This is a genomic window from Collinsella aerofaciens (assembly GCF_039752775.1).
GTDB lineage: Bacteria > Actinomycetota > Coriobacteriia > Coriobacteriales > Coriobacteriaceae > Collinsella > Collinsella aerofaciens_R.
Genome location: NZ_JBDMGT010000037.1, coordinates 1 through 20463 on the forward strand (window position 1 = coordinate 1; position 20463 = coordinate 20463).

Consider the following 20463-nt stretch of genomic DNA (forward strand, 5'->3'; position numbering starts at 1 on the left):
TACGAGAAGGATATCGACGCCGAGGTCAACAAACTTGCGCGCAATTTCGAGCGTCATGACAGGTTCCGCAACGCCTGCTCCATGCATTTTTCCGGCTATGATCAGGCCATTGAAATGCTCTTTGGAGAGTTTGATCGAATGGGCGATTGCATCGTTGGAGACGCCAGTTCCAGGGTTGCCTGTGAGGCAAATAAAATCAAATCCGAGTTCGTTTGCCTTTTCTAAGGTCTTGGGAGAGACGCGACGACCCATGGGGATTTCCGTACGGGATTCAGACATCTCTGCCTCGTTATCAACTGGCTCCAGATTGACGCCAATGGGCCTTCCGCATGCTCGCTTCACCCAAGTGACCGGGTTTTCATTGAGATCATCTGGAATACCGGCAATAACTGGATCGAACACATCGAGCGCGTTAAACAGAAGCAGGTCGGCACCTGCGGCACGTTCGATTTCTGCATTAGTAACGCCGCCGAGAAATTGGGAAGAGGGTACGTTTTCCGCCATGATGGTACGTCCCTCGGAAGCCAGAATTGCCTGCTTTAGATCCATGGGTGACGTGGCGGCAAAATCGGATGCGGACATGTTCAGTAATCGTTTGGGCATTGTTACTTCCTTTGACTAGAACGACAGGCTTGTGACATTGTCTCTAATATTGTTACAACAATATATTCAATATGTTATATCCAATCGGTGAACGGTTGCAAGCTTATTGTACTGCTCGGAAAAAATAGCCTTTAGCTGGGAAAACCTTATATTAATTAACTACCGTTCACCGAATAAGTATTTGAATTCTTGACATATCGACAAAGCGGAAAAAGAATTGGTTATGACAAATCGCGCAAATGATATTACATTTCGCACAAGAACGTATTCACTTACATAAGTGGATACAAACGGGGACGACGACGGTTGAGTCCGGATAAATCGTTACGTGCCCGGGAATCATGAAAGGATGTGTTATGGACGCTATCGTCAAATTCCTTGAAAAACACCAGCCCCTCTTCGACAAAATCTCGAGGAACATTTATCTGGTGGCGATCAAGGATGGCTTTCTCTCGAATATGCCAATTGTGCTGTTCTCGAGCCTGTTCCTTCTTCTTTCGACGCTCCCTGCCTATGTAGGCATCACGCTTCCGTCTGAGGTGCTGGATTTCTTCAATAAAATCTATGCATATACCATGGGGCTTCTTGGCATTATGGTGGCCGGCACCACGGCGAGCTCACTTGCCATGTCGATGAACCGTCGCATGCCTTCGGGTAAATCTCTCAACCCCACCTCGTGCATGGTTTGTGCCATGTGCGGCATGCTCTTACTATCGGTGACGAACGATGTTGTCTCGATTGGCGGAGCAGATACATCTGTTTTTGAAACCGGCTATATGGGAACCAAGGGTTTTCTCGCTGCGTTCGTAGCCGCATTCTTGACCGTTAATATCTATAAGGTGTGCATTAGCCATAATGTGACGATCAAGCTCCCCAAAGAGGTCCCTGGCTCTATTGCGCAGAGTTTTCGCGATATCTTTGCATTTGGGTTTTCGATCCTTGCGTGCGCTTTTATCGATCTTGCGAGCCGCAAGCTGCTTGCTGTGCCGTTCGCCAATTTGGTATCCGCTCTCATCTCGCCGCTGTTCTCCGCGGTTGACACCTATCCTGGCATGGCGCTTATCGAAGGCGCGGTCGCACTTTTCCAATTTATGGGTATCCACGGTGCTTCGGTTGTCATGAGTCCGATCAATGCTGCGCTCTACGGCAATACCGTTACCAATCTTGAGGTTTTCCAAGCAGGTGGACACCCGTCAATTGCTCTCACGCAGGACTTTACAAGCTTCATCGGCGGTCTGGGCGGTTCTGGCTGCACGTTCATCGTTCCTATTATCCTGATCATGTTTATGCGCTCCAAGCAGCTTAAAGCCATGGGCAAGGCATCGATTATCCCGGTGATTTTTGGAGTTAACGAGCCCGTTCTCTTCGGTATGCCGATTGTTCTCAATCCCTATATGTTCGTGCCCTTCCTAGCGGCTCCTATGGTCAACGCTATAATCGGTAAGGTTTTCATTGACGTCATTGGAATGAACGCCCCCATGTATACCATGCCGTGGGCGCTTCCCGGCCCAATCGGTGCATTCCTCACCACGGGTCTCGATCTGCGTTCTCTCGTATTGATGGCAGTGCTGTTGGTCGTTGACTTTGTGATTTACTATCCGTTCTGCAAGGCGTATGACCATCAGCTTTGTTTGGAAGAGTCTGCAAAGGAGACTGCAGGAAACTCGGATGCAGATGCTATTGCCGCACAGGAAAATGTCGCAAAAGCTCTCGAGGCGGTAAAGGACAAGGCGGAGCAGATCCGCGTGCTTGTGCTTTGCCAGGGTGCCGGCACTTCGACTCTCTTGGCAAATGCTCTTCGCGAAGGTGCCGCTGCTAAGGGTATCGATCTGGTTTCTCAGTCCGGTGCGTACGGAAGCCACTATGAGACGATGGATCAGTACAACGTGATTGTTCTGGCGCCCCAGGCACGCATGTACTATGACGCTATGAAGGCCGATACCGATCGCCTTGGAATTAAACTGCTCACCACAAGGGGCAAGGAGTATATCGACCTTACCAACGATCCCGAAGGCGCAATTGACTGGATCGTTCAGGAGCTGGCCAAATAGTGGATGCACTTCGTCGTTGATTCGTCGGTGTATGGTACAGCCCCGCAGCTTATTGAGCTGCGGGGCCGTATTTCGTTGAGTATCTAATTGAGACAATGAGCGCAACCGTCGTGAGATCGCATTGGCGCTCTCCGAGTCACCGACAAACTGCCTTCCATCTATGTGACCAATTCGCTTTCGGCCTTTAGCCTGCTCGAGGCGCGCGGGGATTGCGAGCTGTGCCTGGTGGGCGGCATGTACCGTCGCCGCACCGCCGCCTTTGTGGGCCCCATGGCCGAGGATGCCCTGCGCGCACTAGGGATTGACACGGCGTTTATCGGTGCCAACGGCATTCTGGACGGCGACGTGTCCACGTCCAACATGGACGAGGGCCGCATCCAGCAGCTCGCCTTTAGCAAGGCCGACTCGCGCTACCTCATCGCCGACTCCAGCAAGATCGGCAAGCGCGACTTCTACACCTTCTGTCGCCTGGACAATTTGGACGCCGTGGTGTGCGAGCCGGGTATTACCGCCGAGGACCGCACTGCCATCGAGGAACACACGCAGGTCATTTGCTAACTAGCGTAGCAGGCGATACTTCTGCCCTCTGCCGGTGCCTTCAACTGTCGCCAGGCCTGTCTCAACGAGTTTTTTGAGGATGCGAAGAAGCTTCGAGCGACTAAAGGTGACTTTGGCCGCAAGCTCGCTTGTCGATTGAGGGTGTACTCCGCTCAGCAGTCCGAATACGATAAGTTCGTCGCCTTTGAGCCCCGGGTTATCCATGAGTAGGGGAAGTGTTACCACAATGGCGTTATCCGAAACTTGAAACCGGGGCTTTCTGACGCTGTCCTTATAGGTATCGCGAATTCGCATGATGCCCGTTCCAAAGGCTTCGATAAGACCCAGGCGCAAAAAGACTTCGGCAAGAATACGATTGCGTCTAACGGATAGCATGTCGGACAGATATTCATCGACGGTCATGCTTGCCGGCAAGCCGCCGGGCGAAGCGACTTCCACACGGTCGTCGAACATCGAGATGCGGATGTGTGCGGGCGCATCCCAAGTCCTATGAACGACTGCATTGGTAATGGCCTCGCGGAATGCTTCGAGCGGAATGAGCTCCTTGCGGATCCGCTCCATCCCCTGGATCTCTTCGTAGCAGTACTGGGCTTCGAAAAGCTCAAGGGCTCCGTCAATTTCCGCTAGAACGGATGCATGTTCAAGAGTCTTGCGCTGCTTAATGAGGTTGATAGTTTCACCAAACACTGCGATGTCGATACCCGGGAAGCCATTCTCGTCCGCGAGCAGTTCTGCCGCGTTGTTGTAGGTTCCGGTTTCATCAAGCAGGCCAAGGGTTTTGAGAGTATCGGTTGTGAATGACTGAAGCGAAAGTTTTGCTGTTAGACGATTCTCTAAAACGGTGAAAGATAAATCTTGTTTGTTTGCCGGGAGCTGCTCAAAGGAGAGGTTTTGACCCTCGAGTACAAGACGCGAAAGGCCTAGGGTATCAACTGGAATGGTCGCGGTGTCATTGCGCTTGTATGCCTTCGAGCGGTATAGGTAAGGCTTCGATCTGCCGGGAAAGACCGTAAGCTCCACGGTTGCATCGGGCTCGTCGATCTTTAGGGAGTAATCGGGCTGGGGGATGATCGAATCGTTAATCTTGTTTTCGATATCCAGGCAGGTCTGCTTGGGGTCATCGAGGCCAACGGCTTCTCCGTCGTCGTTAATTCCAAATAGAACGCGTCCTCCCGTGCCATTTGCATAAGCGGAGACGGTTTTAAGGAACGAATTGGTGACGCATTCCTTGAATTCAAGATCTTTGGATTCTTGCATTGTGATGCTCCGTTTCGCTTCAATTTGACGTGAAAAATAACACGTAAAAATTTTACACGTCATTTTACGCGTCAAAATTATGACACGAAAAAATTTGCGTGTCATTATGCGCGTCAAAGTGACGCGAAATGACGCGCAAACGCGAATGCATTGGCATTCTGAACAATAACGGAGTTTGTAAGCCTGGGGCTTGATTGGGCTAACGCATGGAATTATCCGTATTCTCGAACACGCTTTCGGTATCATTTTGGCATTAAAAGATACCGAAGTGTGTTCGTGATGCCGATAATAATTAAGAAAGAGGAGCGCTTCGTAGCTGCCTGGAAAGTGAGGATTTGACCATCTGATTGTCTCGATCTGTAACAACTAGGCGATCAAATGCTCGTTAGATGTTACAGATTTAGATTTTCTGCCTGGCCGATTCCGTTTGTCTCAATCTGTAACAACTGGGACCGAAAAGCTCGGCTAGATGTTACAGATCGAGATTGAGCGGATTGACCTGTGCGTTTGTCTCGATCTGTAACAGGTAGATGGTCAAAAGTGGGCTAGGTGTTACAGATTTAGATTATTCGGACCGGCCTGCGCGTTCGTCTCAATCTGTAACAATTAGGACCGAAAACCCCTGCTAGATGTTACAGATCGAGATAAACGGCCTGCTCGGGCTCACCAAAAACAAAAAAGGCCGCATGCGAACCCGTGGGGGATTCGCATGCAGCCGACAGGGGATACGCGGCTGAAATTAGGCCATGAGCAGGCCGGTCTCCGCGACGTTCTTGTACCAGTACGCGCTCGCCTTGGGATAGCGCTTCTGGGTCTCAAAGTCGATGTAGAACAGGCCGTAACGCTTGTTATAGCCGTTGGTCCAGGAGAACTGGTCCTGCAGCGACCACACAAAGTAACCGTCGACGTTTACGCCGCCGTCGATTGCCTTGAGGATCCATGCGAGATGCTGGCGCATGTAGTCGATACGAGGGGCGTCGTCGATAAAGCCGTCCTCGAAGTCGTCCTTATAGCCCATGCCGTTCTCGGTGATGTAGATCTTCTTGTAGTTGGGGTAATCGTTCTTAATGCGCAGCAGCAGGTCGTAGAGGCCCTCGGGATAGATGATCCAGTCCCAATCGGTGGTGGGTATGCCTTCGCGCACGCATGACTCGCCCACGCCCTTGAGGAACCAGCGCGAGGAGCCCTTGTCGCCGGTGCCATTGTGGTTGATGTCGTTTTCGCCCTCGGCGGCACGCAGGAACTGGCACTTGTAGGTGTTGACGCCCAGGCAATCGTTGTAGGGGAGCGCGGCGGTCAGCACGGCGATGTCCTCGTCGCGGACGTCGAGCTCACCGCCGGCGATATGAGCCAGCTTGGTCGCAGCCTCCATGGTATCGGCTGCATAGTGGCCGCGGAAGGTGGCGTCGAGTACCCAACGGTTGTTGATGACGTCGGCCATGCGAGCTGCCTCGCAGTCGGCGGCGTTGTTGGGGTCGAGGGGATACTTGGGCTCCAGGTTCTGGACAATGCCGATCTCGCCCTCAAAGCCGCCCTCATGGAAGGCGACGACAGCCTTGGCGTGGGCCACCATCATGTTGTGCATGAGCTGGAAAGCCTTGTCCAGGCGATACTTCTCGCCGTGCGGCCAGTTGCCGACGATAAAGCTGCCCTCGGCGGTTGCGGGAATCTCGTTAAACGTGAACCAGTGCTTGACCTCGGTGAACTCGGCAAAGCAGAACTTGGCGTACTCGACAAAGGCGTCGATCGTCGTGCGCGTCAGGAAGCCCTCGCCGCCGTCCTGGTAAAAGGCCTCGGGCGTATCAAAGTGATCGAGCGTGACATAGGGGATAACGCCGGCTTTGTTGCAGGTGGCGAAAAGCTCATGATAGAAGGCGACACCCTCGTGGTTGATCTCGCCAGTGCCGTTGGGGAAGATGCGGCTCCAAGCGATGGAGACGCGGATACCGTTGATGCCGAAGCGCTGGCACAGGTCGATATCGACCGGGTACTTGTTGTAGAAATCGCTTGCGGGATCGGGGGAGAAGCGACCCTGGGCAGCCAGGAAATCGTCCCAGGGCACTTTGCCCTTGCCGTGCGTGCGGGTCTCGCCCTCAACCTGGTAAGCAGCGGTGGCGCCGCCAAACACAAAGCCGTCGGGGAACTGCATGGGGTTGGTCATGAGTCATCCTTTCTGTGGGATTCGAATAGGGAGAGGTGCCCGAACCGGGAATCCGGGCACCAACAGAGGGAGGAACTAGTCGAGGTTCTCGCGGAGCCACTTGATGGCGCCAGCGGGGTCGCGAGTAAGGTCGATATATTCCTTACCGCGGGGAGCGAGCAACTTAATGCCCAGGCGATCGGTGTCGGCCTTCATGTCGTTGTAGTAGCTACGAACCTGCGGGGCGAGCACGATAACGTCGTACTGATCCATGATGGCAGTGTGCTGGCCATAGGCGCCTGCGGAGGAAGCGATGTTCTCTCCGGTCTGCGCGGCACCTTCCTTGATGGCGTTGGCAAGCATGGCAGAGGTGCCGGCGCCGGCGCACAGGACGAGGACCTTCAGACCGTCGACATCCTTCTTAACGGATGCATCGGCAGCGGGCTCGGGCTGATTGGCGACAGGCTTGCTGTCAGCGGCAGCGGCGGTCGGCTCGACGGCAGCGGTGGCCTGCTCGACAGCGGGCGCAGAGGTGCTGGCGGCGATGGTGGCAGCACCATCGGACTCGAGACCCAGCTCGGCGGCGCGCTCGGCTTCCTGGTCGCAGAGCAGCTTATCGTATGCCTTCAAGAACGGCAGGTAGATGATGGCGTCCAGCAAGATGATGATCGCGACAAATACCAGGGCGATAAGCTGGAAGTTCGTGGTGATGAAGATGCCGATGGGAGCGGGGGTAGCCCAAGGCACCACGAAGGAGAAGCCGTTCATGCCCACGTTGTCGATAAAGAACTTGGCAACACTCACGTTGACGCAGCCGGCGGCAACAAAGGGGATGAGCATGTAGGGGTTAAGGATCATCGGCGCGCCAAAGAGCAGCGGCTCGTTGACAGCAAAGGCAACAGGAACAATCGAGGCCTTACCGACGGCTTTGAGCTGCTTGGACTTCATAAAGAGAATCAGCAGAAGCGGCACGATGAACGTGGCGCCGGTGCCGCCGAACTCACCCACGAGCGACATGTTAAAGGTGAGGGAGTGGGCGGGGTGGCCGCCGGCCAGCAGAACCTGCAGGTTCTCAGCCTGGTTGGCAAGACGGATGGGGTCGATGCCCGGCTGGACAATCGAAGGACCATGGACACCGATGAACCAGAAGAACGCGGTGGCTGCCTGGATAAGGATAAGGCCAGGATAGGTTTCTGCCGCAGTGAAGAGCGGGGAGAGCAGCTTGATGAGCAGCTCGGAGAACGGAACGCCCATGAGGTTGCGCACGACAACATCGATGATGCCGCAGATGATGACAGCGCCGCCAAAGGGGATGATGTCGCGGAAGTTCTGAGCGATGGCGCCCGGAACCTCCTTGGGCAGCTTAATGGTCAGATCGCGCGAGACGCAGAACTTATAAACCCAAACGGTAATGAACGCGGCGATATAGGCCGAGAACAGACCACGCGTACCCATGCTGGTGCAATCGAAGACAGAAAGCTCGGAGCCGTTGAACTTGGTGGTGAACTGCGTAACAGCGAGCAGCAGCATGCTGCACTGGGCGGCAACCATGGTGGAGCCGTCGTTGAGCACCTTGCCGGCGGGCATGCGACGGTTCATGGAAGCCGTAAAGTTCTTGGCGGTGGTGCCGGCAACCATGATGCCCATGACGCCCATGGTGAAGTTGTACAGCTTGTTGCACCAGTCGATGAGCGGCTGGGGCAACGTGATTCCAACTACGCCGGGAAGGGTGGCGATCAGCAGAAAGATCGAAGAGGTAAGGACGATGGGCATGCACCCAAGGAATCCGTCTTTGATGGCCTGGAGGTAGATGTTTCTCGAGATCTTCTCGAAGAACGGTTGATGCTTTTCGAGCATCTTTACGATGGCGTCCATAGAGCTCCTTTGCTACTTGATGCGCGATGCATGTGGATGGAACTGGTCGTCGATGGATGGTCAGGACTGCCCGGAAACCTTCCTGCTTAAGGAAGGCATTGCGAAATGATAACGTTGTCATTCCGTTAATGACAACGTAAGACATTTTTGGAAGAGCAACAAGGATATACGGGTGAGCGGTCGATATTGTCCGGTAAACGGTTGATTTGTCAGTCGGGCAGGTAGTGTATGCTAGAACGCAAAAAGCAAGCGATAGAGAACCGAGTGGAGAAGCAGTGGCAACGATGGACAAGAAAAATGTCTCAATGAATGATGTGGCAGTTGCCGCGGGCGTTTCTCTCAAGACGGTTTCGCGTGTGATCAACGAGCCCGATAGCGTGCGAGAGTCGACACGCGATAAGGTTCATTCCGCAATGGAGGCGCTCGGGTTTCGAACCAACTTTGCCGCGCGTTCGCTCAAGTTGGGCCGTTACGGGTGCATCGGCGTGGCGCTGTTCCACTTGTCGGGCGGTGCCGTGGACATGATTGACGGTATCGCCGATGCCGCCGAAGAACGCGGCTTTGCGCTCACGATGATTAAGAAGTGCGGAGGTGAGAAGATGACTCTTGCCGATGCGGCGCGTAGGATGTCGCAGCTGCCTGTTGATGGCATGATCTTCAACCTGCGTCAGATGGTCGATGACTTTGATAGCTTTGAGGCGCCGAAAGACCTCAAGACGGTGATTATTACGCCGATGGAGCATCCTACCTGCTCCACCGTCAGTGACGATCAAGAGGGCGGCGCTCGTATGGCGTGCGAGTACTTCTTGAATCGCGGGCACAAGAACGTGTACTTCGTCTCTGGTAAGGAAGAGTCGCTGTCGAGCCAGTGCCGTATGAAAGGTTGGCGTGCGGCGCTCGAGGCGCGTGGCATTGAGCCGCCCGAGCCTCTGCAAGGCGATTGGAATGCGGATAGTGGCTATGCCGCGGGCCTTGTGCTTGCCGATAAACCCGATTGCACGGCGGTCCTCGCTGCTAACGACTGCATGGCAAACGGCGTGATGATGGCTCTACGTGACAAAGGGCTCAGTGTGCCCGACGACGTGTCCGTGATCGGCTTCGACGATGAGCTCTACAAGACGATTCCCAACTCGATTCTGACGTCGGTGAAGTTTCGCCACCGCGAGCTGGGCATCCGTGCGCTCAACGAGGTCGTTGCGGGCCTAGAATCTCCGAGCTCCAGAAGCCGTACGCTTGTCTCGGGCGTGCTGGTCGAGCGTTCCAGCGTAAAGGACCTGCGGGCGTAGACGTGCTCGGCCTGTTCGTCTAAATCTGTAACAGGTAGGGCCGAAAATCTCAGCTAGTTGTTACAGATTTAGACAATTCGGTCCGGTATATTCCGTTTGTCTCGATCTGTAACGTCTAAGCGGTCAAAAGTGGTCTACATGTTACAGATTGAGATTTTCGGCTTGGCCTGTGCGTTCATCTCGATCTGTAACAGCTAGGACCGAAAAACTCGGCTAGATGTTACAGATTGAGATGAACAGGAGGACGGGTGCGGTCTAAACAAAATGGCCCGCGCATCACACATCGATGCACGGGCCATTTATTGTCTGCAAGCGGCAGGTGGTGTCAGCGTCTTATGCCTCGAGGTTTTCCTCGATCCAGGCGACGGCGCCCTTGGGATCCTTAGTGAGGTCGATGTACTGTTTGCCCTTGGGCGACAGCAGCGTGATGCCCAGGCGGTCGGTGTCGGCCTTCATCTCGTTGTAATAGGTGCGAACCTGCGGAGCCAGGACGATGACGTTGTACTGGTCCATGATGGCGTAGTGGCTGCCGTAGGCACCGGCGTTGGCGGTAATGTCGATGCCCAGCTCGTCGGCGCCTTCCTTAAGCGCGTTGGCGAGCAGTGCAGAGGTGCCGGCGCCAGCGCACAGAACCAGAACCCTCAGATCCTTGCCCTTAAGGGCGGACGGAGCTGCGGAGGCCTCAGTGGCAGAAGCGGTCTCGACAACAGGAGCCTCAACGGCGGGGGCGGCAGCGGTCTTGACGGCCTTGGTCTCCTCGGCCTCTTCTTCGGCCAGGGTCTCGGCCTCCTGCTTGCACAGGACGTTGTCGTAGGCCTTGCAGAACGGGTAGTAGATCAAGAAGTCAACGACCAGCAGGACGACAACCAGGACCAGAGAGATCGGCTGGAAGTTGGTGTCGATGAAGGTGCCGATCGGTCCGGGGAGTGCCCACGGCATGGCATAGATAAAGCCGTTCATGCCCAAAAAGTCGATGAAGAACTTACCAATGAGGACGTTGGCCACGGGGGCAAACAGGAACGGGATCAGGAAGTACGGGTTGAGGATGATGGGCGCGGCGAACAGCAGCGGCTCGTTGACGGCGAACATCACGGGTACGACAGAGGCTTTGCCGACGGCCTTGAGCTGCTTGGAGCGCATAAAGAGCAGGAAGATGATCGGGACAATGAACGTGGCGCCGGTGCCGCCGAGTTCGCCGATGTAGTTACCGAAGTTTTCGGTCAGGGCGAGGGCGGGGTGACCGCCGGCCTGCAGCGTGGCGAGGTTGGTGGTGATGTTGCCAAACAGCGCGGCGTTGAGGGCAGGCTTAACGACCGAGGGGCCGTGGATGCCCATGAACCAGAACAGCGGGATCATGAACCAGATGAGGGCGAGGCCGGCGTAGGAATCGGCAGCGGCGAACAGCGGGCTCACCAGCGTGGAGATGACGTTGGCAAACGGGACGGCCAAGCAGGTGCGGCAGATAACGTCGATGACGGCGACAAACAGGATGGAGAAGCTGAAGGCGAAGATGTCGCGGAAGTTCTGGGCGATGGCGCCGGGGACTTCTTTGGGCAGCTTGATGGTGATGTCTCGCTTAATGCAGAAGGCATAGATGTTGACCGTGGCAAATGCGGCGACAAAGGAGCTCAGCAGGCCCTTGGTGCCCATGTTGTCGGTAAAGAACACCGAGACATCGGCGCCGTCGATCTTGGCACTCGTCTGGGTAACGGCCAAGATGAGCATAGCGCACATGGCGGCGACCATGGTGCTCGTGGCGTTGATGGCCTTGCCGGCAGGCATGCGGCGGTTCTTGGAGCCGGTCAGCGCGCTTGCGGTGGTGCCGGCGACCATGATGCCCACGACGCCCATCGTGAAGTTGTAAACCTTGTTGCAGAAGTTCACGACGTCGACGTTCCACCAGTCGGGCAGCGTAAAGCCGCCGACCGTGGCGACAACGCCCGGCAGGGTCGAAATAAGCAGGAAGACAGAAGAAGACAGGATGATGGGCATTGCTGCCAAAAAGCCGTCTTTAATGGCCTGAAGGTAGATGTTCTTAGAGACCTTGTCGAAGTACGGCTGACCTTTCTCCAAGAACTTAACGATCGATTCCATAGTTCACGCTCCTCTTTGCATGAAATCTTAATGGCATGGACGTTGAAAACCTATATGGTCTCCCGCTTGCTAAAAGCCCGGGTGCAGGCGGGGCCGGTCCCAGAGAGAGGGGAGCGGCTGGGTTTGTATCGCATAGGGCCGCTCCCTTCTCGGGGGAAAGCGAGGCGATGCGCTACTGCGCGTCCGCTATAGTGTCGGCGAGCTCCTTGTACCAGAGTGCCGACTGCTTGATGTAGCGTTTTTGCGTGTCGAAGTCGATGTAGAACAGGCCGTAGCGCTTGTTATAGCCATTGGCCCACGAGAACTGGTCCTGCAGGCTCCAGATAAAGTAGCCCTGGACGTCGACGCCCTCGGCGCGCGCCTGGAGCACCTTCTCCATGTGCTGGTCGACAAAGTCGATGCGCTCGGGATCGGCGACGATGCCGTTTGCGTCGGGCTCGGGGTCCTTGTGGCCCAGGCCGTTTTCGGTGATATAGATGACGGGGAGGTTGGGATAGGTGGCGCTGATGTGCTTGAGCGTGTCGTAGAGGCCTTGCGGGTAGATGAGCCAATCCCAGTCGGTGGTGGGGATACCCGGCATATCGACCTGCTGCCCGACGCCTTTAAACTTAAAGCACGAGGTGCCCTTGTCTCCGGTGCCGTTAAAGCTGTTGGTTGACTCGCCATCGTAGGCGGCGATAAACGCCGACTGATAGTAGTTGAGGCCGAACATATCGTTGCGGGGCGCCGCCTTGGCGAGCTCCTCCATGTCGCTGTCCTCAACCGTAAGTGTGGCGTTGTTGGCACGCAGAATCTCGTTGATGAGTGAGAGGGTGCGCGCGGAGTAGTGACCCAGGAAGGCGCCGTCCATGATGAAGTCGGTGTAGAAGGCGTTGTACAGGTCGGCGGCGTGCTGGTCGGCGGGCGAGTCGGTGGCAGGATATGCCGGCGTCAGGACGTTGACCATGCCAATGCGTCCGCCCAGGTGCTCGGTCTCGTCAAGATCCTTATACAGGTTGACGGCGCGGGCGTGGGCAACGAGCTCGTTGTGCTGGCTCTGGATGCCGCTCGTCACATCAAAGTGATGGTTGGGCGGGAAGTTGCCTTGGATGTATTGGGAGTGCGAGAGGCTGATGAGCTCGTTGATGGTGAACCAATTTTTGACCTCGCGGAACTCGCGGAAGCAGAACTCGGCATAGCGCACATAGGCGTCGACGGTCTTGCGGTTGAGCCAGTCGCCCTGGTTGAACAGGGCGGCGGGGGAGTCAAAGTGATGCAGGGACACATAGGGCTCGACGCCATACTTTTTGCAGCAGGCGAACAGCTCGTGGTAGTGCTTAACGCCCTCGGAGAGGGGTTCGGCATCGTCGCCGTTGGGGAAGATGCGGGTCCAGGCGATGGACACACGAATGGCGTTGAGTCCATGCTCGGCAGAAAGGCGGATATCCTCCTCGTAGCGGTTGTAGAAATCACTGGCCGGGTCGGGCAAAAAGCGACCCTGGGCGACAAGGTAATCGTCCCACATGGTCTTACCCTTGCCTGCCACCTTCGTGGAACCTTCCGTTTGGTACGCGGCGGTTGCGGCGCCCCAAACAAAGCCCTTCGGCAGCTGCTGTACGCGGTTTAGCAAAGACATATGCATACACCCTCTCGTCTCGCTGTTCGATATTGTGCGTTTGCGCTCAGGAGGCTCCCTGGTTAGCGTTCAGCGGTGAAAAAGCCCGATAAACACTATCTTAAAATGATTAGAACCAAAATGAGCACGTGAACATTTGACAATGAGCACGTTAACATCCGGCTGGGATGTATAGAAACAAAACAACTTCAAACAGCCGCGAACGGTTGTATTTGTTCGGTAAGCGGTTTTGATTGACAGAAGTTTTCATGTTGTGGTATATGGCTCGGGTATCATGAGCACGTTATCAATGTATGTACGATGCGCCATGGGCGCGGGGAATAGTTGGGAAGCAGGTTAGCGTGGAAGGCATGGATCAGCAGACAAGGAATGGTCGTTCGGCGAGCGCGGCAGAGGTTGCGGCGCTCGCTGGCGTGAGCCGCCAGACTGTGTCTCGCGTGGTCAACGGTATGCCCAACGTGACGGAAAAGACGCGCAAGCGTGTGCTGGCCGCCATGGAAGAGCTGGGCTTTCGTCCCAATTTTGCTGGAGCGGCGTTGCGCGGCGGGTCGTATCGTTCTATTGGCCTGTGCATGTACAACATCACACGTGTCGGTAACCTGGCGACGCTCGAGGGTATCATGCAAGCGGCGCGCGAGCACGATTTTGCCGTCACTATGATCGAGATGGGCGGCGACAAGCCCTATGCACTTGCCGATGCCTCGCGCCGCATGGTCGAGCGACCCGTCGACGGTATGATTCTCAACATGAACCGCATGGCTCCCGATTTTGAGGAGTTTGTTCCCCAGCCGGGAGTGCGAACGGTCATCCTGTCCATGTATGCGCATCCGCGCTGCACGACGATCGACTCCGACCAGTATGGTTCGTGCGAGCTGTTGACCAATTATCTGCTGGAACATGGTCACTCGAATATGCGGTTTGTGGCGGGTCCGGAAAACTCGATTTCCTCACGTTTTCGTGAGGCCGGTTGGCGCGATACGCTGGGTCGTGCTCATGTCGATGCCGCTCCGATGCTGCGTGGCGATTGGAGTGCGGACAGTGGGTACGCCATGGGCGAGCGGATTGCGGCCGAGGTGCTTGCCGGCGGGTCGCAGGCGCCGACTGCCGTGCTTGCGGCAAATGACCAGATGGCGCTGGGCGTTATCGCCGCGCTCGAGAACGCGGGCCTGTCCGTGCCCGACGACGTGAGCGTGGTTGGTATCGACGACGCACTCGAGGGACTTGTTCCTCACAATCGACTGACGACGCTGCGATTTGATTTGCGCGGTGTCGGTAAGCTTGCGTTTGAGGCGGCGATTGGAGAGAGCTCGTCTATCGAGGCGATTCATGTGCCGAGTACGCTGGTCGAACGCTCGACTGTTAGGGACATACGGGGTTAGGTCCTACTCCGTTTGTCTCGATTTGTAACAGGTAGACGGTCAAAAGCGGGCTACGTGTTACAGATTTAGATTCTTCGGAAAGAGCAATCCTGTTCGTCTCAATCTGTAACAGCTAGGACCAAAAAACTCGGCTAGATGTTACAGATCGAGACAAACGGCTCCCGACCAGCCCAAAAACAAAAAGACCGGGGGCGGCGCGCCGTGTGACGTGCCGCCCCCGGCTGAGAAATGGGGACAGGTTGTGTGAGCGGGCAACCCCGCCAGCCACTAGTCCAGACGACGGGTCTGCGCCACGTGCTTGTACCAGTAGGCGCTTGCCTTGGGCGTGCGCTTCTGGGTTTCAAAGTCAACGTAAAAGAAGCCGTAACGCTTGTTGTAGCCATTGGTCCAGGAGAACTGATCCTGCAGGCTCCACAGGAAGTAGCCGCCCACGTTGACGCCCACCTCCATGGCCTTGAGCAGCCAACGCAGGTGCTGCTCGATGTAGTCGATGCGCGGCTGGTCGTCCACAAAACCGTTCTTGTAGGGGTCCTTGTAGCCCATGCCGTTCTCGGTGATGAAGATCTGCTTGTAGTTGGGGTAGCGCTGCTTAATGTAGACGAGCAGATCGAACAGACCCTCGGGATAGATGATCCAGTCCCAGTCGGTGGTGGGGATGCCGGGCTTGTTCACATGCTCGCCAATGCCCTTGACGCGCCAGCGACCGGTGCCCTTCTCGCCCGTACCGTTGTGGTGCAGGTCGTTCTCGCCATCGTAAGCCTTCAAAAAACGGCACTGATAGTTGTTAACGCCCAGGTAGTCGTTGTAGAGCGCTGCCTCGCGCATAATCTCGAGGTCCTCGTCCAAGATCTCGATGGTGCCGCCCGAGACGGCAGCCAGGCGGTTGGCGCACTCGAGGGTGTCGGGGGCATACTCGCCGCGGAACGTCGCGTCGAGCAAAAACTGGTTTTGCAGCACGTGCTCGTTGTTGGCGGCTTTGATGTCGGCGGGGTCGTTCTCGTTGAGCGGGTACTTAAACTCCAGCGACTGGATGACGCCGATTTTGCCCTTAAAGCCGCCGTTGTGGAAGGCCAGCACGGCCTTGGCGTGGGCGAGCATCATGTTGTGCTCGCACTGGAAGGCCTCGGCCAGATGCGCCTTGACGCCACCGGGGAAGGTGCCCTCGATGTAGGTGTTGGAGGCGTCGGCCCAGATCTCGTTAAAGGTGAACCAGTAGGTCACCTGGTCGGCGTACTCCTTAAAGCAGAAGGTGGCAAAGTCCACAAAGGCGTCGATGGTCTCGCGGTTGAGGAAGTCGCCCTTCTCAAAGAGGGGAAGCGGCGTGTCAAAGTGATGCAGCGTGACGAACGGCTCAACGTGGTGCTTGTGGCACTCGGCGAAGAGATCGTGGTAGAACTGGACGCCCTCGGGGTTGATTTCGCCGGTGCCGTTGGGGAAGATGCGGCTCCAGGCGATGGAGAGGCGAATGCCGTTGATGCCGAACTCCTCGCACAGCTCCAGGTCGACGGGGTACTGGTTGTAGAAGTCCGAAGCGGGGTCGGGGGAGAAGCGCCCCTGGGCCTCCAGAAAGTCGTCCCAGGCAACCTTGCCCTTACCGTGAGTGCGGGTCTCGCCCTCTACCTGGTAGGCAGCGGTGGCGCCGCCAAAGACAAAGTCCTCGGGAAACTGCGCGGGCGGGTTGGTGACGCTAGCAGGATTAACGGACATGATGATCCAATCGTCTAAATCGAAGGGCCAGCCGGTCTTGGATGGTCGGCTGGCCCTGGGCGTTACTTACTTCGAAAGTTGCTCACTCACGAAGGCGAGAGACTTGTCGCCGTTCTGGGAGAGCTCGATGTACTGCTTGCCACGGCAGGCGACGCACTTGTTGCCCACGCGCTCACAGTCCTTCTGCAGGTCGGCCAGGTAGCTTGCGGCCTGCGGGGCCAGGACGACCAGGTCAAAGTCGGGGAGCATGTCCACGTGGTTGCCATAGGCCTCGGCAGCGGTCTCGAGGTTAATGCCGCGCTCCTTGGCGGCCTTGGCCAGCGCGTTGGCGAGCAGGCCCGAGGTTCCGCCGCCCTGGCAGAGCACGAGCACGCGCTTGCCGTTGAGGTCGCTGGCGGTCGTTGTCTCGGCAGCGGGTGCTGCGGAAGCGGCGGGGGAGTCGGCCTTCACGGCCTCGGCAGCAGCGCCGGCGGCAACGCTCTTGGCGTCAGCCTTGCCCTGGAAGGCATCGTTGAGCTTGGCGGCCTTCTCGGCGTTCTTGGCGGCGAGCTCCTCCTGGGAGATCTCGGCCTCCTCGGCGCACTTCTGGGCGTCATAGGCACGGAAGAACGGGTAGTACAGAACGAAGTCGATGACCAGGATAAGGGCGAGCATCACAAAAGCGAGCGGCTGGAAGCCCAGGCCCATGATGGTGCCGATGGGGCCGGGGACGGTCCAAGGCAGGGTGTACATAAAGCCGTTCATGCCCAAGAAGTCGATAAAGATCTTGAGGATCCAGATGTTGGCGATCGGGGCAAAGACAAACGGGACAAAGAAGACGGGGTTGAGCACGATGGGCGCGGCGAACAGCAGCGGCTCGTTGACGGCAAAGCAGACGGGGACGATGGCGGCCTTACCGACGGCGCGCATCTCCTGAGACTTGGCCAGGAAGCAGAACATAAAGACCAGGACGAGCGTGGCGCCGGTGCCGCCCATGCAGACGACGAAGTACTGGGCACCCTGGGTCAGGACAGCGGAAGCGTGCTGGCCGGCCTGGAACGCAGCCAGGTTGTCGGTCATGTTGGCAACGAGGGCGGCGGCGATGGCGGGCTCGACGATCGAGGGGCCGTGGACGCCCACGAACCAGAAGAGGCTCATAGCGCCGTAGATCACAGCGAGGCCGATGTAGCCGTCGGCAGCGGTGAACAGGGGCTGGAACACCTGGATGACGCCCTGGGCAAAGCAGAAGCCAAAAGCAGCGCGGAAGGCTATGTCAAAGACCCAAAAGACGGTGATGCAGACGGAGAAGGGGATGATGTCCTTAAAGGTCTGCGAGATGTTGGGCGGAACCTGCTCGGGCATCTTGACGGTGATGTTGCGCTTAATGAAGAACTTGTAGATGATGCCGGTCACAAACGCAGCGATAAAGGCGGTCAGCAGGCCTTTGGAACCAAGGTAGGTGGTGTTGAAGCCGCTGGCAGCGTCCGTGGCGATCGTGTCGCTCGAAAGGAGCAAGAAGCCGATGATGGCCGCGCACATGCACGAGATGAAGTTGATCTGGTTGTTCTTGGGCAGATCGCGGTTCTGAGCGTCGGCGAAGTGCTTGGCCGTGGTGGCGGCACAGGCGATGGCCAGGATGCCCATGGAGTAGTTGTAGCACTTCCATAGGGCGTTGTTGATGTCATCGGGCCAGTAGAAACCCCAGATATTGGGAACCGAGGCTACCAGGCAGAAGATGGACGAGAAGATGATGATGGGGATGACGGAGATAAAACCGTCGCGGATCGCCTTGAGGTACTTGTTGCGGGCGATCGCGTTGAAAAAGGGCTGCCCCTTTTCGATGATGGCGATGAGTTGCTCCATGCAAAGCTCCTAAGAGTCGGTGGGTTGGCAACGATGGTAGCTTTTGACGTTCGGTTGCCAAAATGTTGACGTTGCCATTTTGCGACACAAAAAAAGACGCGAACCGGTGGTTCCTGTGCCTGCGAACCGTCGATTCCTTACGCGTAAACGTTTGAGCCGCCCGGTGGCTCTGTGTTTGCACAATGGCAACGTTAACATTTGGGCGATAAAAGCCGTTCGGGGAAGCAAAAATGTCGGTGAACGGTAGGTTTTGGGTGGTGAGCGTATGGTGGGGGAGGCGTTAGATATACTTGAAGACGTTTCATTTGACTGCGTAGGGTGCCACCAATGGCATCGTTGACATAGAAAGATCGACCTATGGCCGCTGTTAAAAAATCGGTATCCGTCAAAGACGTGGCGCGCCTCGCGGGCGTCTCGGAGCAGACGGTCTCGCGCACCGTGCACGATTCGCCCAGTGTGCGCCCCGAGACCAAGGAACGCGTGCGTGCCGCCATGCGCGAGCTGGGGTATCGCCCCAATTTTGCCGGTCGATCGCTGCGCCGTGGCAAGTTTAAGACCGTTGGCGTCGCCATGTTCAACATTACCGGTACCGGCAACCTCGACCGTATGGAGGGCTTTGCCGCCGCGGCCGACAAACATGGCTATGCCATCACCCTCACTAAAGTAGATGGGCATCCGTATACCCTCGAGAGCGCATCGTCGCGCATGAGCGCGCTGCCGGTAGACGGCATGGTCGTGATCATGAATCGCATGCCGGCGGACTTTGGCACCTTCGAGCCGCTGCCCGGCATGCAGACGGTGCTCGTTACGATGCTGGAGCATCCGCTCTGTTCAACGGTCGATAACGACCAGTTCGATTGCTCGCGCCAGGTGGTCGAGTACTTGCTGGGGCGGGGGCACAAAACCGTGCACTTTATCTCGTGTCCCGAGCGCTCGCTTTCGGGCATGCGGCGCGAGGAAGGCTGGCGCGAGACATTGCGCGCGCATGGAATTGAGCCGCCGCGACTCGTCCGTGGGGATTGGACGGCACAGAGCGGATATGCTGCCGGTCAGGCTCTGGCGGAAGATCCGACCTGTACGGCCATTTATGCTTCCAACGATGCCATGGCATACGGCTGCATTCGCGGGCTCGAGTCGTGCGGAAGGCGTGTGCCCGAGGACGTGAGCGTGGCGGGTGTTGATGACAGCCTGGGCGATATCGTGCCCGACCGTCGCCTGACCACGGTGCGCTTTGACAACAAGCGCGTCGGCATGTGGGCGGTCGACAAGATTGCCGGCGCCGATGGGGGTGCGTCTGGCGTGGAGCACATGCTGATCCCCGGTGTGCTTGTAGAGGGCGATACGGTGCGCGATTTGCGTTAGGGTGCGGCCCTGTTTGGGTTGCCGCTAATTGTGTTCGATATTGTTCAGATTGGTTTAAAAACCGTTCACGGGCGAAAAGTGACCGTTCATAGTTCGAAATTACGTTTTGAGCTGTTCTTTTTTGTTTGAATGTTATTGTTTCTGTCATACACAACGCAGCGCGTATGCCCGGACGCGATGCTCTCCATTGGTTCATATGTGAAAGGAACGCAATATGGCAACCAAAGAAGAAATCTCGATGGTTGGATTCGAGATCGTCGCATACGCAGGTGACGCCCAGACCGATCTGCTTGCAGCGCTCGATGCTGCTCGCGAGGGTGACTTTGAGAAGGCCGAACAGCTGCACAAGGATGCCAGCGATGCGCTCATCGGTGCCCACGACACGCAGACCAAACTGCTTTCGCAGGAGGCCGGCGGTGGCGAGATGGAGATGACCTTCATCATGGCTCACGCTCAGGACACCCTCATGACCACTATGATCCTGGAGAAGCAGACCCGCTTTACCATCGATGCCTACAAGCGCATCGCCGAGCTCGAGGCCAAGCTCGCCTAACGAGCCCTCACAACCAAGTCCCCTTCCAAAAGCTCTGCCGCTACCCGCGGCAGGGCTTTTTCTGTTCAAGACTTTAGTCCGCTGGCCGCGCAGCGGCCAGCTTTGAACCACCCGCTACGCGGGTGGAGACAAACGGCTTTA

14 protein-coding genes are annotated in these 20463 nt (G+C 56.7%); 6 read left to right on the forward strand and 8 right to left on the reverse strand.

Features of this window, described 5'->3' with window-relative positions:
- The coding region (locus tag ABHR63_RS08835) for a DUF7916 family protein (RefSeq protein WP_488192557.1) at positions 1-582 on the reverse strand (582 nt) is incomplete at its 3' end.
- A 377-nt stretch (positions 583-959) separates the two neighbouring features.
- On the opposite strand from ABHR63_RS08835, the gene ABHR63_RS08840 reads away from it, so the two are divergent.
- Both ABHR63_RS08840 and ABHR63_RS08845 read left to right on the forward strand, forming a co-directional pair.
- Positions 960-2654 (forward strand): PTS lactose transporter subunit IIBC, encoded by a 1695-nt coding sequence (locus ABHR63_RS08840; RefSeq protein WP_346965002.1) that lies wholly within the window; start codon positions 960-962, stop codon positions 2652-2654.
- Between the two features lie 162 nt (positions 2655-2816).
- Positions 2817-3212: a DeoR/GlpR family DNA-binding transcription regulator gene (locus ABHR63_RS08845; protein WP_346965003.1), complete on the forward strand. Its 396-nt coding sequence runs from the start codon at positions 2817-2819 to the stop codon at positions 3210-3212.
- Here the strand turns inward: ABHR63_RS08845 and ABHR63_RS08850 are convergent, their stop codons facing one another.
- From ABHR63_RS08850 to ABHR63_RS08860, 3 genes are all read right to left on the reverse strand, one after another.
- A complete protein-coding gene (locus ABHR63_RS08850) occupies positions 3213-4469 on the reverse strand; it encodes an ATP-binding protein (RefSeq protein ID WP_138340180.1) in 1257 nt (418 codons plus the stop codon).
- Between the two features lie 739 nt (positions 4470-5208).
- The gene (gene lacG, locus ABHR63_RS08855; RefSeq protein ID WP_346965004.1) at positions 5209-6630 is read right to left on the reverse strand and encodes a 6-phospho-beta-galactosidase; all 1422 of its coding nucleotides are present in this window, start codon (positions 6628-6630) and stop codon (positions 5209-5211) included.
- A gap of 75 nt (positions 6631-6705) precedes the next feature.
- A complete protein-coding gene (locus tag ABHR63_RS08860; RefSeq protein WP_346965005.1) occupies positions 6706-8484 on the reverse strand; it encodes a PTS lactose transporter subunit IIBC in 1779 nt (592 codons plus the stop codon).
- 284 nt (positions 8485-8768) lie between these two features.
- On the opposite strand from ABHR63_RS08860, the gene ABHR63_RS08865 reads away from it, so the two are divergent.
- Positions 8769-9770 (forward strand): LacI family DNA-binding transcriptional regulator, encoded by a 1002-nt coding sequence (locus tag ABHR63_RS08865; protein WP_346965006.1) that lies wholly within the window; start codon positions 8769-8771, stop codon positions 9768-9770.
- A 333-nt stretch (positions 9771-10103) separates the two neighbouring features.
- On the opposite strand, the gene ABHR63_RS08870 is transcribed toward ABHR63_RS08865, so the two are convergent.
- Together ABHR63_RS08870 and lacG (ABHR63_RS08875) are read right to left on the reverse strand one after the other, a co-directional pair.
- Positions 10104-11864, reverse strand: a complete 1761-nt coding sequence (locus tag ABHR63_RS08870; RefSeq protein ID WP_022094682.1) for a PTS lactose transporter subunit IIBC — start codon at positions 11862-11864, stop codon at positions 10104-10106.
- 172 nt (positions 11865-12036) lie between these two features.
- Positions 12037-13479 carry a 6-phospho-beta-galactosidase gene (gene lacG / locus ABHR63_RS08875; protein WP_430392750.1) on the reverse strand — a complete coding sequence of 481 codons (1443 nt, stop codon included), beginning with the start codon at positions 13477-13479 and terminating at the stop codon, positions 12037-12039.
- Between the two features lie 350 nt (positions 13480-13829).
- Here lacG (ABHR63_RS08875) and ABHR63_RS08880 point away from each other — a divergent pair, with 350 nt between their 5' ends.
- Positions 13830-14858, forward strand: coding sequence for a LacI family DNA-binding transcriptional regulator (locus ABHR63_RS08880; RefSeq protein WP_040358938.1), 1029 nt, complete (start codon positions 13830-13832; stop codon positions 14856-14858).
- A gap of 267 nt (positions 14859-15125) precedes the next feature.
- Here the strand turns inward: ABHR63_RS08880 and lacG (ABHR63_RS08885) are convergent, their stop codons facing one another.
- Entirely contained in the window at positions 15126-16565 is a 1440-nt protein-coding gene (gene lacG / locus ABHR63_RS08885) for a 6-phospho-beta-galactosidase (protein WP_055310567.1), read from the reverse strand.
- Positions 16566-16631: 66 nt separating this feature from the next.
- Positions 16632-18407, reverse strand: a complete 1776-nt coding sequence (locus ABHR63_RS08890) for a lactose/cellobiose PTS transporter subunit IIB (protein ID WP_271732080.1) — start codon at positions 18405-18407, stop codon at positions 16632-16634.
- Between the two features lie 357 nt (positions 18408-18764).
- Here ABHR63_RS08890 and ABHR63_RS08895 point away from each other — a divergent pair, with 357 nt between their 5' ends.
- Both ABHR63_RS08895 and ABHR63_RS08900 read left to right on the forward strand, forming a co-directional pair.
- The gene (locus tag ABHR63_RS08895) at positions 18765-19769 is read left to right on the forward strand and encodes a LacI family DNA-binding transcriptional regulator (protein WP_271732083.1); all 1005 of its coding nucleotides are present in this window, start codon (positions 18765-18767) and stop codon (positions 19767-19769) included.
- A 214-nt stretch (positions 19770-19983) separates the two neighbouring features.
- The gene (locus tag ABHR63_RS08900) at positions 19984-20322 is read left to right on the forward strand and encodes a PTS lactose/cellobiose transporter subunit IIA (RefSeq protein ID WP_006234827.1); all 339 of its coding nucleotides are present in this window, start codon (positions 19984-19986) and stop codon (positions 20320-20322) included.
- Positions 20323-20463 lie beyond the last annotated feature (141 nt).

Bases quoted from the DNA above. Each gene is read 5' to 3' on its own strand.
- ABHR63_RS08880 (WP_040358938.1), top strand. From the start codon at position 13,830: ATGGATCAGCAGACAAGGAATGGTCGTTCGGCGAGCGCGGCAGAGGTT.
- lacG (WP_055310567.1), bottom strand. From the start codon at position 16,565: ATGTCCGTTAATCCTGCTAGCGTCACCAACCCGCCCGCGCAGTTTCCC.
- ABHR63_RS08860 (WP_346965005.1), bottom strand. From the start codon at position 8,484: ATGGACGCCATCGTAAAGATGCTCGAAAAGCATCAACCGTTCTTCGAG.
- ABHR63_RS08840 (WP_346965002.1), top strand. From the start codon at position 960: ATGGACGCTATCGTCAAATTCCTTGAAAAACACCAGCCCCTCTTCGAC.
- lacG (WP_430392750.1), bottom strand. From the start codon at position 13,479: ATGTCTTTGCTAAACCGCGTACAGCAGCTGCCGAAGGGCTTTGTTTGG.
- ABHR63_RS08850 (WP_138340180.1), bottom strand. From the start codon at position 4,469: ATGCAAGAATCCAAAGATCTTGAATTCAAGGAATGCGTCACCAATTCG.
- ABHR63_RS08895 (WP_271732083.1), top strand. From the start codon at position 18,765: ATGGCCGCTGTTAAAAAATCGGTATCCGTCAAAGACGTGGCGCGCCTC.
- ABHR63_RS08900 (WP_006234827.1), top strand. From the start codon at position 19,984: ATGGCAACCAAAGAAGAAATCTCGATGGTTGGATTCGAGATCGTCGCA.
- ABHR63_RS08865 (WP_346965006.1), top strand. From the start codon at position 8,769: ATGGACAAGAAAAATGTCTCAATGAATGATGTGGCAGTTGCCGCGGGC.
- lacG (WP_346965004.1), bottom strand. From the start codon at position 6,630: ATGACCAACCCCATGCAGTTCCCCGACGGCTTTGTGTTTGGCGGCGCC.
- ABHR63_RS08870 (WP_022094682.1), bottom strand. From the start codon at position 11,864: ATGGAATCGATCGTTAAGTTCTTGGAGAAAGGTCAGCCGTACTTCGAC.
- ABHR63_RS08890 (WP_271732080.1), bottom strand. From the start codon at position 18,407: ATGGAGCAACTCATCGCCATCATCGAAAAGGGGCAGCCCTTTTTCAAC.